13 protein-coding genes are annotated in these 14,204 nt (G+C 67.4%); all 13 read left to right on the top strand.

Annotated features, from left to right (window positions below; all coding sequences use genetic code 11):
* Positions 1-4: 4 nt before the first annotated feature.
* The 13 genes from XcuCFBP2542_RS10585 to rseP all read left to right on the top strand — a co-directional run bounded on the left by XcuCFBP2542_RS10585 (position 5) and on the right by rseP (position 14,176).
* On the top strand, positions 5-2,353 hold the full coding sequence (locus tag XcuCFBP2542_RS10585) for a fimbria/pilus outer membrane usher protein (protein ID WP_104603539.1): 2,349 nt from the start codon (positions 5-7) through the stop codon (positions 2,351-2,353).
* Positions 2,350-3,384, top strand: coding sequence for a Csu type fimbrial protein (locus tag XcuCFBP2542_RS10580; protein ID WP_167526836.1), 1,035 nt, complete (start codon positions 2,350-2,352; stop codon positions 3,382-3,384). Before XcuCFBP2542_RS10585 ends, XcuCFBP2542_RS10580 begins: the two co-directional genes overlap by 4 nt.
* Positions 3,385-3,449: 65 nt before the next feature.
* The gene (locus tag XcuCFBP2542_RS10575) at positions 3,450-3,767 is read left to right on the top strand and encodes a hypothetical protein (protein ID WP_104603537.1); all 318 of its coding nucleotides are present in this window, start codon (positions 3,450-3,452) and stop codon (positions 3,765-3,767) included.
* A gap of 23 nt (positions 3,768-3,790) precedes the next feature.
* Complete coding sequence (locus XcuCFBP2542_RS10570; RefSeq protein WP_425478029.1) at positions 3,791-4,483, top strand: fimbrial biogenesis chaperone; 693 nt, start codon at positions 3,791-3,793, stop codon at positions 4,481-4,483.
* A gap of 309 nt (positions 4,484-4,792) precedes the next feature.
* Positions 4,793-5,596 carry a 30S ribosomal protein S2 gene (gene rpsB / locus XcuCFBP2542_RS10565; protein WP_104603536.1) on the top strand — a complete coding sequence of 268 codons (804 nt, stop codon included), beginning with the start codon at positions 4,793-4,795 and terminating at the stop codon, positions 5,594-5,596.
* Between the two features lie 168 nt (positions 5,597-5,764).
* On the top strand, positions 5,765-6,643 hold the full coding sequence (tsf, locus tag XcuCFBP2542_RS10560) for a translation elongation factor Ts (RefSeq protein ID WP_104603535.1): 879 nt from the start codon (positions 5,765-5,767) through the stop codon (positions 6,641-6,643).
* A gap of 272 nt (positions 6,644-6,915) precedes the next feature.
* Positions 6,916-8,433, top strand: a complete 1,518-nt coding sequence (locus XcuCFBP2542_RS10555; RefSeq protein ID WP_104603534.1) for a sensor domain-containing diguanylate cyclase — start codon at positions 6,916-6,918, stop codon at positions 8,431-8,433.
* Between the two features lie 100 nt (positions 8,434-8,533).
* The gene (pyrH, locus tag XcuCFBP2542_RS10550; protein ID WP_104542672.1) at positions 8,534-9,256 is read left to right on the top strand and encodes a UMP kinase; all 723 of its coding nucleotides are present in this window, start codon (positions 8,534-8,536) and stop codon (positions 9,254-9,256) included.
* A gap of 184 nt (positions 9,257-9,440) precedes the next feature.
* Positions 9,441-9,998 carry a ribosome recycling factor gene (gene frr / locus XcuCFBP2542_RS10545; protein ID WP_104603533.1) on the top strand — a complete coding sequence of 186 codons (558 nt, stop codon included), beginning with the start codon at positions 9,441-9,443 and terminating at the stop codon, positions 9,996-9,998.
* A 17-nt stretch (positions 9,999-10,015) separates the two neighbouring features.
* Positions 10,016-10,777 (top strand): polyprenyl diphosphate synthase, encoded by a 762-nt coding sequence (uppS, locus tag XcuCFBP2542_RS10540; protein WP_104603532.1) that lies wholly within the window; start codon positions 10,016-10,018, stop codon positions 10,775-10,777.
* Positions 10,774-11,601 carry a phosphatidate cytidylyltransferase gene (locus tag XcuCFBP2542_RS10535; RefSeq protein ID WP_104603531.1) on the top strand — a complete coding sequence of 276 codons (828 nt, stop codon included), beginning with the start codon at positions 10,774-10,776 and terminating at the stop codon, positions 11,599-11,601. The genes uppS and XcuCFBP2542_RS10535 overlap by 4 nt, the downstream gene beginning before the upstream one ends.
* A 2-nt stretch (positions 11,602-11,603) precedes the next feature.
* Entirely contained in the window at positions 11,604-12,794 is a 1,191-nt protein-coding gene (locus XcuCFBP2542_RS10530) for a 1-deoxy-D-xylulose-5-phosphate reductoisomerase (protein WP_104603530.1), read from the top strand.
* A gap of 26 nt (positions 12,795-12,820) precedes the next feature.
* Positions 12,821-14,176 carry an RIP metalloprotease RseP gene (rseP, locus tag XcuCFBP2542_RS10525; RefSeq protein ID WP_104603529.1) on the top strand — a complete coding sequence of 452 codons (1,356 nt, stop codon included), beginning with the start codon at positions 12,821-12,823 and terminating at the stop codon, positions 14,174-14,176.
* Positions 14,177-14,204 lie beyond the last annotated feature (28 nt).

The following is a 14,204-nucleotide window of genomic DNA, read 5'->3' as shown; positions in this document are numbered from 1 at the left end:
GGCGATGACGTTGTTCGCCGCCACCGGCTGCCTGGGCAGCGCTGCGGCCAGCGACCTGGCCGATGCGACCTCGCTGCCCGCCCCGCCCGCGCAGAGCGCCAATGCGCAGACGCAGACGCTGTATCTGGACGTCACCCTGAATCAGGCCGATCGTGGCCTTGCGCCGTTCGAGATGGTCGATGGCCACCTGCGCGCCTCGGTTCAGACACTGCGCACGCTCGGCTTTGTACTGGCCGACCGCGCCGCCGAGGAGCAGATCGCGCTGGACAGCCTGCGCGATCTGGAGGTGCGTTATGACGCCGCCCTGCAGCGACTTGCCCTGCAGGCCCCGCTGGCGCAGCTGTCGTTATCGACCACCGTCCTGAAGGCTGAAGACCTTGCCCCGCCCAGCGCGACCGCCTCGCCGGGCATGTTGCTCAACTACGACCTGTACGCCACGCGCAATGCCGGCGCCAGCAGCGTGTCGCTGACCACCGAGCTGCGTGGCTTCGGCATTGGGCGCGGCATGGTCGATACCACCGCCGTGTTCCTCGCCTACGACCGTCCACAGGACGAACGCTGGCGCAGCGAAGCGGTGCGCCTGGACAGCGCCTGGCAGATGGATTTCCCGGACACCGCCACCAGCCTGCGGGTCGGTGACTTCTACAGCGGCTTCGTCGACTGGAGCCGTTCGATCCGCCTGGGTGGGGTGCAGATCGGGCGCAACTACGCGCTGCAGCCGTATCGCGTACTGACCCCCACGCCCAGCTTCCTCGGTGAAGCGGCGGTGCCCTCCACCGTGGAGCTGTATGTCGATGGCCTGCGCCAGTACAGCGGCCAGGTGCCGGCCGGCCCGTTCCAACTGGCCGCGCAACCGGGCATCAGCGGCACCGGGCAGGCGCAGATCGTGGTGACCGACGCGTTCGGCCGGGTGCGCCGGCTGGACTTTGCGTTCTATGGCACGCCGCAACTGCTGGGGCGCGGCATTTCCGAATGGTCGGCCGGCATCGGCCACCTGCGCCGCGACTACGGGGTGCATTCGTTCTCCTATGGGTCCCAACCGGTGGCCAGCGCCACCGCGCGCCGCGGTGTGCGCGACGACTTCACCCTGGAAGCGCACGCCGAAGCCGGCGGCGGCGTGGTCAATGGCGGGGCTGGCGGCATCTGGCTGCTCGGCGCCGGCGGCGTGTTCAATGCGGCCTACGCACACAGCCGCATGCACGCATTGCAAGGCGGCCAGTACGTGCTGGGCTATGCCTGGAACAACCGCCGCTTCAACTTCAACCTGGCCACCCAACGCACCCATGGCGACTATCGTGACCTCGGGGCACTGCAGGACAGCCTGCCGGCGCGCGTCAGCGACCGCGCCGTGTTCGGCGTCAACCTCACCTCCATCGGCTCACTGGGCACCAGCTACGTGCGGCTGAGCTATCCGCAGGGCGACACCTCGCGCTATGCCAGCATGTTCTGGTCGCGCAGCTTCGGGCGCGACTGGGCCGCCAACCTGTCGGCCAACCAGAACCTGGATGTGCGCCGCGACCGCAGCGTCTATCTGTCGCTGTCGACCACGTTCGGCGCGATCCGCCAGGCCAGCGCCTCGATGCAGCGCAACGGCAATCGCACCGGGTTCGTGGCCGACGTCAGCCAGCCGCTACCCGGCGATGGCGACCTGGGCGGCGTCGGCTGGCGGCTGCAGGGGCGCGCCGGCGACGACGCCAGTGGCGGCCTGGCCGAGCTGGGCTGGTTGAACCGCATCGGCCGCTACAACCTCGGCATCGCCAACCAGGACGGCGACACCTTCGGCTATGCCAGCGCCAGCGGCAGCCTGGTGTGGATGAACGGCCGCGGCTTTGCCGCACGCGACATCCAGGATGCGTTCGCGGTGGTCTCCACCGACGGGCAGCCGGGCATTCCGGTGCGGCTGGAAAATCGCCTGATCGGCGTCACCGATGCGCGCGGCACCCTGCTGGTGACGCCGCTGCAATCGTGGCAACGCAATCAGCTGTCCATCGACACCCTGAGCCTGCCGGCGGACCTGCGCGTGGATCGGGTCGACACCACGGTCACTCCGCGCCAGCAATCCGGCGTGGCGGTGCGCTTTGGCATCACCCGGGTGCAGGCGGCGGTCATCGTCTTGCACGATGCCGCTGGCGCGTCGGTGCCGGTGGGCAGCATGGTGCAACGCGAAGGCGACGCCGGGCGGGTGGTGGTCGGCTACGACGGAGAAACCTATCTGGACACCCTGCAACGCGATAACCGCCTCCTGGTCGACACCCCGGATGGGCGCTGTGTCGCGCAGTTCACCTACCCAGCGAGTTCCGGCGGTATTGCGCGGGTTGGCCCGCTGCCCTGCATCGCCGAGCGCACGCCATGACCGTGCACAGCCTCTGGCGTGCGCTGCTGGCATTGACCCTGGCCGCGCTCTGGCTGGCGCCAAGTGCGCCTGCGCAGGCCGACACCGTCTGCACGGTCACGCTGGGCACACCGCTGGCATTCGGCAACGTGGCCGCCAACGGCCCCACCGATGGGGTGGCCAGCTTCAATGTGTCCTGCGCCACCGCCGCGCTCAGCGTGCTGGGGAGCGCGCGGGTGTCGCTGTGCCTGGACCTGGGACCGGGTAGCGCCAGCGCTGGCGTGTACACCCCGCGCCGCATGAGCAATGCCACCGGCGACAGCCTGGGCTACCAGATCTACAGCGACGCGGCACGCTCCCAGATCTGGGGCGCTACCGGCTCGGCCGCACCATCGCCGATGCTTCTCACCCTCGCCTACCCGGTCCCGATCATCACCGGCGGCTCCCAAACCACCACGGTCACGCTCTACGGGCGCATTCCGGGCAACCAGATCCTGTCGGTGGGCAATCACGCCAGCGCCTTCGGCGGCGCCGATACGGTGCTGCGCTACGCCTACAACGAAAGCATCATCGGCGGCATCCAGCAGCCCACCGACTGCAATACCGCCAGCAGCGGCACCAAGACCGCCAGCAACGCCTTTCCGTTCACCGCCTCGGCCAACGTCCCGGCGCGCTGCAATACCTATGTCACCACCGATCTGGACTTCGGCAGCATCGCCGGCAGCATCGAGAACGCGATCGACCGCAGCTCCACCATCAGCCTGTCCTGCACCAACCGCACCGCCTGGAACATCGGCCTGGATCTCGGCAGCCATGCCAACGGCGTCAGCCGCCGCATGCGCCACGCCAGCAGCGCCGACTACATCACCTACGAGCTCTATCGCGATGCCGGGCGCAACAATCGCTGGGGTACCACGATCGGGATCGACACCCTGGCCGGCACCGGCGACGGCCTGGCCCAGACGGTGACCGTGTATGGCCGCGCGCCTGCGCCTCAACTGCCGATCGCCGGCGCCTACAGCGACACGGTGACCGTCTCGATCACTTATTGACAGTTAATAAAGTTCGCTGCGGTGGCGTCGTTATTTTCAACGACTCCAATGCAAACGATTGCCTCATGACGCCGATCAACTTTCTGAAGCGCCTGATGCTGGCTTTCCTCGTTTGCGCCGCGCCAGTGGCCAACGCCGCCGCCAGCAGCCGCGGGTCGGAGAACTCCACCCTGCATGTCGGCCTGCGCCTGCTCGGCGGCTGCGAACTGCGCACCACGCCGCCCCGCGCCAATTGCTCGCGCGGCACGCCGATGGCGATCGCACTGCCGACGCGTAGCACCAGCCCGGAGGCGGCGGCCATCGCCACCGCCGGCCAGGACGCCAGCGCCCTGGCCGGTCCCGCTCCCGCCGACGCCGCCCGCGTCACCACCGTCGTCTTCTGAACATGGTCGCCGCACCACGCTGGATGCTGCTGCCCACCCTGGCCCTGCTGATGGCCTGCCTGGTCGCTGCTGTCGCGGCGACCGCGGCCGAGATCGCCATCGCGCCGACCACCGCCTACATTCCGGCCGATGGCGACCAGACCGCGGTCTGGCTGTACAACCAGGCGACCCTGCCGTGGCGTGCCAGTGCCAGGCTCTACCGCTGGCGCCAGCAGGGGGAGCGCGAGCTGCTGGAGCCGGCCACCAACGCCACCGTCAGCCCCAGCGAGTTCGAAATCGCCCCACAGGGCCGACAGTTGCTGCGGGTGGTCCGGCTAGGCCCCGGTCCCGCACAGACCGAAGACAGCTATCGGCTGGTGGTGACCCAGCAGGCCGGCAGCGACGAGACCCCGCTGCTGCGCTATTCCACACCGGTGTTCGCCCTGCCCAGCGAGGCGGGCGACCCGTCCCCCTCGCTGCGGGCCACCGTTTCCAGGCATGGTCTGGACCGCGCGCTGCGCGTGCACAACGCCGGGCTGCGCCATGCACGGCTGGCCGACCTGGCCTACATCGATGCCGACGGCGCCCGGCGCAGCATCCGCGACAGCCTGGCCGGCTACATCCTGCCCGGCCAGACCCGCCAATGGGCCCTGCCGGCCAACCTGCCGACCGGTGGCGGCCGCGTGGTGGCCCGTATCAACAGCGACATCGAGACCACGCTCGCCCAGGAGCCCTAAACGGGCGCTCAGGCCAGCCGCCGGCGCGCAATTGCATCGCTGCAGCGTCCTGGCTATACTCCGCCGGCTGTTTTGCGTCTTCCGACGTTTCACGCCGCCCACGTCGGGCGTCACCGACGAATCCACACCTGCTGCCGCCATCCGTGCCGGGGTGCCCTCACACAGGGTTCGTCGCGGAGGCAACAGGGAAGCCCAACCCCGGAATCTTGTGCGCTTTGACGCGAGTCCCTCGCAACAGCCCGCACATCCATGCGCGGACTTTTCAACAACAAGCCGCGCACGGCGATTCCGCTATCAGGAGTTTTTTCAATGCCTCAGGTCACCATGCGTCAGATGCTGGAAGCCGGCGTCCATTTCGGCCACCAGACCCGCTACTGGAACCCCAAGATGGCGCCGTACATCTTCGGCGCGCGCGGCAAGATCCACATCATCAACCTCGAGAAGACCGTTCCGCTCTTCAACGACGCGATGAACTTCCTCTCCTCGATCGCGCAGAAGCGCGGCACCGTGCTGTTCCTGGGCACCAAGCGCAGCGCGCGCGAGTCCATCAAGGAAGAAGCCGAGCGTTGCAACATGCCGTTCATGACCCAGCGCTGGCTGGGCGGCACGCTGACCAACTTCCGTACCGTCAAGCAGTCGGTTGCCCGCCTGAAGGAACTGGAAGCCGCCGAAACCGACGGCACCTTCGAAAAGCTGGTCAAGCACGAAGTGCTGGGCCTGCGTCGCGAGCGTGAGAAGCTGGACGCCTCGCTGGGCGGCATCAAGGAAATGAACCGTCTGCCCGACGCGATCTTCGTGATCGACATCGGCCATGAAGACATCGCCATCAAGGAAGCCAAGAAGCTCGGCATCCCGGTGATCGCGGTGGTCGATACCAACTACGATCCGGCCCTGGTCGACTACGCCATCCCGGGCAATGACGACGCCATTCGCGCCGTGCAGCTGTACGCACGCGCCGCTGCCGATGCCGTGCTGGAAGGCAAGGCCGCTGCGCCGAACTCTGCTTCGGTGCGCGAAGAAGAGTTCTCGGCCGACGCCGGCGACGAAGGCAAGGGCCGTCGCGCTCCGGCCAGGAAGGGCGACAAGAAGGCCGACGCCGCCGCTGCCGAGTAATCGGTATGCAATGCGGCCGCACCATGCTGTGCGGCCGCAGCCCCGGCGGATCCCTCGCGACCTGCCGTGCGGGCCACCGAAGACACCGTGGGGGCGGCCGGCACGCTGCACCGTCTCCTACTGGCGGAAACACCTCCGCCGCATGCATTCGTCCAATGAGGTAATCCCGTGGAAATCACTGCTTCCCTGGTCAAGGAACTGCGCGAGCGCACCGGCGCCGGCATGATGGAGTGCAAGAAGGCACTCGTCGAAAACGCTGGCGACATCGACGCCGCTGCCGAATGGCTGCGCAAGTCGGGCCTGGCCAAGGCCGACAAGAAGGCTGACCGCGTTGCCGCCGAAGGCCGCATCGCCAGCGCACAGACCGGCGGCAAGGCCGTGCTGGTCGAAATCAACTCCGAAACCGATTTCGTCGCCAAGGACGAGAACTTCCTGGCCTTCACCGAGGTGGTGGCCAATGCCGCGCTGAACTCGGGCGCGACCGATGCCGAAGCGCTCAAGAGCGTCACGCTGGACAGCGGCGAGACCATCGAAGAGCGTCGCGCCGCGGTCATCGCCAAGGTCGGCGAGAACCTGCAGGTGCGTCGCCTGGTGCGGATCGACAGCGCCAACAACGTCGCCGCCTATGTGCACGGCGGCCGCATCGGCGTGCTGGTCGAGCTGAAGGGTGGCGACATCGAGCTGGCCCGCGGCATCGCCATGCACATCGCCGCCATGAACCCGCCGCACGTCAAGGCTTCCGACGTGCCGGCCGAGTTCATCGCCAAGGAAAAGGAAATCGAGCTGGCCAAGATGTCCGACAAGGACAAGGCCAAGCCGGCCGACATCCTGGAAAAGATCATCAGCGGCAAGATCAGCAAGATCGTCAACGAAGTCACCCTGTACGGCCAGCCGTACGTGCTGAACACCGACCAGACCGTCGAGCAGGCGGTCAAGGCCGCCGGCGCCGACGTGGTCGGCTTCCAGCGCCTGGCGGTCGGCGAAGGCATCGAGAAGGTGGTGGAAGACTACGCCGCCGAAGTGATGAAGCAGGCCGGCCTGGCCTGATCGTCACACCATGCAGAAAAAGCCGCGGCATGCCGCGGCTTTTTTGTGCCTGCAGCGCGCGTGCGCCAACGATGCCCTGCCGATCCTGCACAATCACCACATAGGCAACGGCACCGATGCTACAGATGTGCCCGCCGGTGCCGTTACCTGCAGACGCCGACCAGGCTTTCAGCACCCAGCGCACATGCAACGCAACGCAACGATTGCCGAGCATGGCGCGCCCTACCTACCGAACGCCGCTCTATGCTGGCGCTCACTGTCGGCGATGACACATGCAACCAGATCTCCAGGCCGCCCTGCTCTACTGCCGCAACCTCCCCTCCCCGCCCGGGATCGCACTGCGCATCATCGAGCTGGCACAGGATCCGGACGTGGACATGGCCACCGCCGCCGACGTCATCGGCATGGACATGGCCCTGAGCGCGCGCATGCTGCGCGTGGCCAATTCGCCGCTCTACGCCAGTCGCCGCCGCGTCGACAACCTGGGTCAGGCATTGACCATGCTCGGACTCAACGCCACCTTGAGCCTGGCATTGGGGTTTTCGATGGTGCATGGCCTGCGCAGCACCTTCGCCCCCCAGCACGAGCGCGTCTGGCGTCGTGCCGGCCTGTGCGCGCTGGCCAGCCGTGTGTTGGGCCAGGCCTACGGCATCCGCAAGCCGGAAGAACTGATGCTGGCCGGGCTGCTGCAGGACATCGGCACGCTGGCACTGCTGCAGGGCGCGCCGGACACGTATGCGCAGCTGTTCGAGCACGCGACCGACAACACCGCGCTGCTGGACGCCGAACGCCAACACCTGGGCACCACGCATGCCGATGTGGGTGCCTGGCTGGCGCACCAGTGGCAACTGCCACCCTATTTGCAGAATGCGATCGCACAGAGCGAGGAAGATCCAGCCAGCCTGGAACCGTTCATGGCGTGCGTGGCGCTGTCCGGGCGCCTGGCCGACATCTGGCTGTCGGCCAGCGCCGCCGCCGCGACCGAGTGCGCGCAGCGGCAGGCGCAGGACGTGCTGCACCTGGACGCCGAACGCTTCGAAAAGGTGATCGAACGCATTGCCGAATCGCTTCCAGAACTGGAGGCCCTGTTCGACATCCGCGTGCCGCAGCCCGAGCACGTCCAGATGATTTTCGAACAGGCACGCGAACTGGCGATGCTGCGCAACCTGCGCGAGTTGCAGGAAGTAGCCGAGGCACGCCGGCATGCCGACGAATCGGAAAACCGCATGCGCCACCTGGCCGAACAGGCCAGCCGCGATGCACTCACCGGCGTATTCAACCGGCACCAGCTCGGCACCGCGCTGGCGCATGAGTTCGACCTGGCCTCGCGGCAGGGCTGGCCACTGTCGATCGCCTTCATCGACCTGGACAATTTCAAGCGCATCAACGATGCGCATGGCCACCTGGTGGGCGACAAGGTGCTGCGCAACTTCGCGCAGACATTGCAGCGCATGGTGCGCGCCAGCGATCTGGTGGCACGCTACGGCGGCGAGGAATTCCTGGTGATCCTGCCCAACACGCCGGCCGAAGCGGCCTTGATGGTGGTCGAACGCATCCTGGCCGAAACCGCGCGCACGCCGATGGCGCAGCTGCAGGGCGGCCCGCTGCACATCACGTTCTCGGCCGGCCTGGCCACGCATGGCGGCGTCGAACGTCAGTTCGACAGCATCGATCATCTGCTGCAGGCTGCCGACAGCACGCTGTACCGCTCCAAGCACCGCGGCCGCAACCGCGTGAGCACCTACGATGCGACCGAGGTGCCCACCCCGCCAGGCCCTCGGGCGCATTGACGGCACCTCGACCCAGGCCAGAGGAACTTTTAGCACGCCCCGGTGGCAGGCTTCCGCTAGAATTGCCGGCGTTTGCCGTCCCCCACCCCCGAGGTCTCCCATGTCTGAGCTTTCCTATCGCCGCATTCTTCTCAAACTATCCGGGGAGGCGCTGATGGGAGACGGGGACTACGGCATCGATCCCAAGGTCATCAATCGGCTCGCGCTGGAAGTGATCGAAGCCCAGCAGGCCGGCGCACAGGTGGCCCTGGTCATCGGCGGTGGCAACATCTTCCGCGGCGCCGGCCTGGCCGCCAGCGGCATGGACCGCGTCACCGGCGATCACATGGGCATGCTGGCCACGGTGATCAACGCGCTGGCCATGCAGGATGCGCTGGAAAAGCTCGGCGCCAAGGTGCGCGTGATGAGCGCGATCAAGATCAACGATGTCTGCGAGGACTTCATCCGTCGCCGCGCCATGCGTCATCTGGAAAAAGGCCGCATCGCGATCTTCGCCGCCGGCACCGGCAATCCGTTCTTCACCACCGATTCGGGCGCCGCGCTGCGTGCGATCGAGATCGGTGCCGACCTGCTGCTGAAGGCAACCAAGGTCGATGGCGTGTACGACAAGGACCCCAAGAAGCACAGCGACGCGGTGCGCTACGACAGCCTGACCTACGACGAAGTCATCCTGCAGGGCCTGGAAGTGATGGACACCGCCGCCTTCGCGCTGGCACGCGATAGCGACCTGCCGCTGCGCATCTTCGGCATGAGCGAGCCCGGCGTGCTGCTGCGCATCCTGCGCGGCGAGCAGATCGGCACGTTGGTGCAGGGCCGTAGCTGAGGCCGGGAATCGGGAATCGTTAGAGCGCAGTGCTGACGCCTGCGTTGATGCCTGTCCGTCGAGCGCCTCCAGCGGCAAGCGACGCTTGCAAGTGAACCGGCTGCGCGGGTCCTGACCACGCGCGAGTCGGGAAACCCCAGTCCCGGCTATAATCCGCGGATTCAGCTCCACACGGATTCCGGCGATGCTCACCCAGATCAAACAAGACGCGCAGACGCGCATGACCAAGAGCATCGATGCTCTGCGCCATTCCCTGACCACCGTGCGTACCGGCCGTGCATCGCCGGCGCTGCTGGATGGCATCAAGGTCAAGGCCTACGGTGCCGATACGCCCCTCAACCAGGTCGCCAGCATCAGCGTCTCCGAAGGCCGCTCGCTGGTCATCAGCCTGTTCGACAAAGGCATGATCAAGGACGTGGAAAAGGCCATCTACGCCTCGGATCTGGGCCTGACCCCGACCGTGGTGGGCACCGTGATCCGGCTCAACCTGCCGCCGCTGACCGAGGAGCGCCGCAAGGAGCTCAGCAAGGCCGTGCACGGTGAAGGCGAAGACAGCAAGGTGGCCATCCGCAACATCCGTCGCGATGCCAACCAGCAGGTCAAGGATCTGCTCAAGGACAAGGCTGTCACCGAAGACGAGGCGCGCAGCGCCGAAGACGACATCCAGAAGCTCACCGACAAGGCCATCAAGGATGTGGATGAGGTCGTCAAGGGCAAGGAACAGGAATTGATGACGGTCTGATCGTGGCATTGCCTGCCATGCATCCAGCCCCCTCCAACGACGCGGTGCCGCGCCACCTTGCCATCATCATGGATGGCAATGGGCGTTGGGCGCAGCGCCGCCGCCGTCCGCGCATGATCGGCCATCGCGCCGGTGCGCGGGCGGTCAATCGCACCATCGATTTCTGCCTGGAAAAAGGCGTCGGCGCACTGACCCTGTTCGCGTTCTCCAGTGAAAACTGGGGCCGCCCGCAGGAAGAGGTGGATGCACTGATGAAGCTGTTCCTGCATGCACTGGACCGCGAGGTCGAAGAACTGCAGCGGCGCGGCGTGCAGGTGCGTTTCATTGGCGAGCGCGACCGCTTCGCCGCGCCGTTGCGTGAGCGCATGGCCGCCGCCGAACGCCTCACCGCCGCCAATGCGCGGCTGGTGCTGAGCATCGCGGCCAGCTACGGCGGCCGCCAGGACATTGCGCAGGCTGCGCGTGCGCTGGCCGAAGAGGTCGCAGCCGGCCGGCTGCAACCGCAGCAGATCGACGAGGCCCTGCTCGCCAGCCGGGTCGCCCTGGCCGACCTGCCGGCCCCGGACCTGTTCATCCGCACCGGTGGCGACACCCGCATCAGCAATTTCCTGCTGTGGCAGATGGCCTATACCGAGCTGTGGTTCACCGACACCCTGTGGCCGGAGTTCGATGCCGGCGTGCTGCAGCAGGCGCTGGACGATTATGCCGGGCGCGAGCGTCGCTTCGGCCTGACCAGCGCCCAGATCGCCCTTCAGGCGACGGAGACCACCCCGGCATGACCAGAACCCGCGTGATTGCCGCGCTCATCATGGCGCCGCTCGCCATCTGCGCGATCGTGCTGCTGCCCACCCAGTGGCTGGCGGCACTGGCAGCGGTGCTGTTCCTGACCGGGCTGTGGGAGTGGCTCAAACTGTCCGGCATCGACGACAGCCTGCCGCGCACCGTGCTGCTGATGCTCAACCTGCTGCTGATGGTGCTGATGGTGTGGGCGTCGGCCGGCTCGATGGTGCTGTTCCAGATCGCCGCACTGGTCGGGGTGGTGTGGTGGGTGCTGGCGCTGCTGTGGCTGCGCTTTTTCACCTTCGGCGCCGATCACGGCAACGGCCAGGCACGCGCGCTCAAGCTCGCGGCCGGCAGCCTGGCGGTGCTTCCCGCCTGGGCCGCGCTCGTGCTGCTGCATGCCAACACACACAAGGGCAACCTGTGGCTGCTGACCGCGCTGACCATGGTGTGGGCGGCCGACTCGGGCGCGTACTTTGCCGGGCGCGCGTTCGGCAAGCACAAGTTGGCACCGCGCATCAGCCCCAACAAGACCATCGAAGGCCTGGCCGGCGGCCTGTTGGCCGGGATCGTGGTGGCCTGCGCCTTCGGCTGGCTGGCCGGGCTGACCCTGGCACAGGCGCCACTGCTGGTGCTGGTGGCGGCGGTAGCGGTGCTGGCCTCGGTACTTGGCGACCTGTTCGAAAGCCTGCTCAAGCGGCACGCCGGGGCCAAGGACTCGGGAGCGGTGATTCCCGGCCATGGCGGCGTGCTGGACCGGATCGACGGCGTCCTTGCGGCCTTGCCGGTGTTCGCACTGGGCAAGGACATTCTCGGATTCTAGGCATGGCTGGCTCTTCCTCCCGCCAGGTCGCCGTGTTCGGCGCGACCGGCTCGATCGGCGCTTCGGCACTGGACGTGATCGCCCGCCACCCCGACCGGCTGCACGCCAGCGTGCTCTCCGCCGGCCGGCAGGTCGATGCACTGTTGGCGCTGTGCGCCACCCACCAGCCCGCGCACGCGGTGATCGCCGACCAAGCGCTGTATCCGGCGCTGCGCGACGGCCTGCGTGCCGCCGGCCTGGCCACCCAGGCGCATGCCGGTGGTGCAGCCCTGGATGCACTGGCCGCCAGCGACGCCTGCGATACCGTCGTGGCCGCCATCGTGGGCGCCGCCGGGCTGCCCTCCACCCTGGCCGCCGCACGCGCCGGCAAGCGCCTGTTGCTGGCCAACAAGGAATCGCTGGTGCTGGCCGGCGAACTGCTGACCCGCACCGCCACTGCGGCCGGCGCGGAGATCATCCCGATCGACAGCGAACATAGCGCCATCTTCCAGTGCCTGCGCTCCTGCGATGCCAGCGCCGGCGTTCGGCGAGTGGTCCTGACCGCTTCCGGCGGGCCGTTCCGCGGCTGGGACCGCGCCGCCCTGACGGCGGTGACACCCGCACAGGCGGTGGCGCACCCCAAATGGTCGATGGGCCCGAAGATCTCGGTGGATTCGGCGACCCTGATGAACAAGGGCCTGGAAGTCATCGAGGCGCATCACCTGTTCGGCCTGTCCGGCGACCGGATCGACGTGCTGGTGCATCCGCAGAGCCTGGTGCACTCGCTGGTCGAGTTCGTCGACGGCTCCACCCTGGCCCAGCTCGGCCTGCCGGACATGCGTACCACCCTGGCGGTCGGCCTGGCGTGGCCGGAGCGGATCGACTCCGGAGTTGCCGGGCTGGACCTGTTGCAGCACGGCCGGCTGGAGTTCGAGGCGCCGAACGTGGACGCCTTCCCATGCCTGCGCCTGTCCTGGGAGGCGCTGCGCGCCGGCGGGACCGCACCGGCCATCCTGAACGCGGCCAACGAAGTGGCCGTTTCAGCGTTTCTTCAGGGCCATATAGGTTTCCTAGCGATCCCTGCGTTGGTCGAACACACGCTGACAACGCTCCCCCGACACACTGCCGACTCCCTGGACACCCTGCTGCTTGCCGACGCGCAAGCCCGGCAGATCACCGAACGCGCCCTTGCCCACTACGCCCCGCATGCCTGACCGTTTCACGCAACCGAGTTGCATCCATGGGTGATTTCATCGGTTCGGTCTGGTGGATGATCGTCAGCCTGGGCGTGTTGGTGACTTTCCACGAATTCGGACATTTCTGGGTGGCGCGCCGCTGCGGAGTCAAGGTGCTGCGGTTTTCAGTGGGTTTCGGCAAACCGTTGTGGATGCGCCGCGACCGTCACGGCACCGAGTTCGTGGTGGCCGCCATCCCGCTGGGCGGCTACGTCAAGATGCTCGACGAGCGCGAAGGCGATGTGCACCCGGCCGAGCAGGAGCAGGCCTTCAACCGCAAGACCGTCTGGCAGCGCATCGCCATCGTCGCTGCCGGCCCGATCGCCAACCTGCTGCTGTGCATGGCGATGTTGTGGGCCATGTTCGTGGTCGGCAAGCAGGATTATTCGGCCACCGTGGGCCGCGCCGATGGCCTGGCTGCCGCAGCCGGCCTGACCCCGGGCGAGCGCATCGTGCGCATCGACGGCCGCCGCGTGACCAGCTGGAGCGATGCCAGCCTGCAGCTCACCACCGCGGCAATGGACAAGCGCGATATCCAAGTGCTCACCGCCGCCGAGGGTGGTGGCAACAGCGACCACACCTTGCGTCTTTCGCAGCTGCCGGTCGGTTTCGACGAGCGCCGCGTGGCATCGCTGGCCGGCATCGGCTGGCAGTTCATGCTGCAGCCGCCGGTGGTCGCCGAAGTGGTCCCCGGCTCGGTGGCCGATGGCCTGCTCAAGCCGGGCGACCGCATCGTGGCCATCGACGGCCAGCCGATCCGCTCGGCCGAAGACATCATTCCGCAGGTGCAGGCGCTGGGCGAACACGGCGGCCTGGGCATGATCGAGGTAGCGCGCAAGGGCGAACAGGGCGAAGACCGCTTGGCGCTGGAGATCGCCCCGCGCAAATCGCCGCAGGGCCAATGGATGATCGGCATCCGCCCGGCCGCAGCGCCCGCCCCGGCCTACGACAGCCGCCAGCAGTACGGCTTCTTCGCCGCCGTACCTGCCGCCATTCGCGAAACCGGCCGGATGACCGCCGATTCGCTGGGCATGATGAAGCGCATGCTGACCGGCCAGGCTTCGGTCAAGAACATCTCCGGGCCGGTCACCATCGCCCGCGCGGCCAATGCCTCGGCCGAGCGCGGGCTCGACTGGTTCCTGTATTTCCTGGGCCTGCTGTCGCTGAGCCTGGCGATCATCAACCTGATGCCCATCCCGATCTTGGACGGTGGGCACCTGCTGTATTACCTTATCGAGTTGGTCAAGGGCAGCCCGCTCAGCGAACAGGCCATGATCGCCGGACAATATGTCGGCCTGGCGGTCCTGGCGGGCCTGATGGGGCTGGCGTTCTACAACGATATCCTTGGCCTGGTTCCATGATGCAGCTGTTCTCCCCCTATCGCCTGTT

Origin of the sequence: Xanthomonas cucurbitae, from assembly GCF_002939885.1 — a bacterium.
GTDB classification, from domain to species: domain Bacteria; phylum Pseudomonadota; class Gammaproteobacteria; order Xanthomonadales; family Xanthomonadaceae; genus Xanthomonas; species Xanthomonas cucurbitae.
This window is presented reverse-complemented; position numbering and strand designations above follow the sequence as displayed.

Coding starts and splice junctions, on each gene's coding strand:
- frr (WP_104603533.1), top strand. CDS start 9,441: ATGCTCACCCAGATCAAACAAGACGCGCAGACGCGCATGACCAAGAGC.
- XcuCFBP2542_RS10530 (WP_104603530.1), top strand. CDS start 11,604: ATGGCTGGCTCTTCCTCCCGCCAGGTCGCCGTGTTCGGCGCGACCGGC.
- XcuCFBP2542_RS10575 (WP_104603537.1), top strand. CDS start 3,450: ATGACGCCGATCAACTTTCTGAAGCGCCTGATGCTGGCTTTCCTCGTT.
- uppS (WP_104603532.1), top strand. CDS start 10,016: ATGCATCCAGCCCCCTCCAACGACGCGGTGCCGCGCCACCTTGCCATC.
- XcuCFBP2542_RS10570 (WP_425478029.1), top strand. CDS start 3,791: ATGCTGCTGCCCACCCTGGCCCTGCTGATGGCCTGCCTGGTCGCTGCT.
- XcuCFBP2542_RS10580 (WP_167526836.1), top strand. CDS start 2,350: ATGACCGTGCACAGCCTCTGGCGTGCGCTGCTGGCATTGACCCTGGCC.
- rpsB (WP_104603536.1), top strand. CDS start 4,793: ATGCCTCAGGTCACCATGCGTCAGATGCTGGAAGCCGGCGTCCATTTC.
- rseP (WP_104603529.1), top strand. CDS start 12,821: ATGGGTGATTTCATCGGTTCGGTCTGGTGGATGATCGTCAGCCTGGGC.
- XcuCFBP2542_RS10535 (WP_104603531.1), top strand. CDS start 10,774: ATGACCAGAACCCGCGTGATTGCCGCGCTCATCATGGCGCCGCTCGCC.
- pyrH (WP_104542672.1), top strand. CDS start 8,534: ATGTCTGAGCTTTCCTATCGCCGCATTCTTCTCAAACTATCCGGGGAG.
- XcuCFBP2542_RS10555 (WP_104603534.1), top strand. CDS start 6,916: ATGCAACCAGATCTCCAGGCCGCCCTGCTCTACTGCCGCAACCTCCCC.
- XcuCFBP2542_RS10585 (WP_104603539.1), top strand. CDS start 5: ATGACGTTGTTCGCCGCCACCGGCTGCCTGGGCAGCGCTGCGGCCAGC.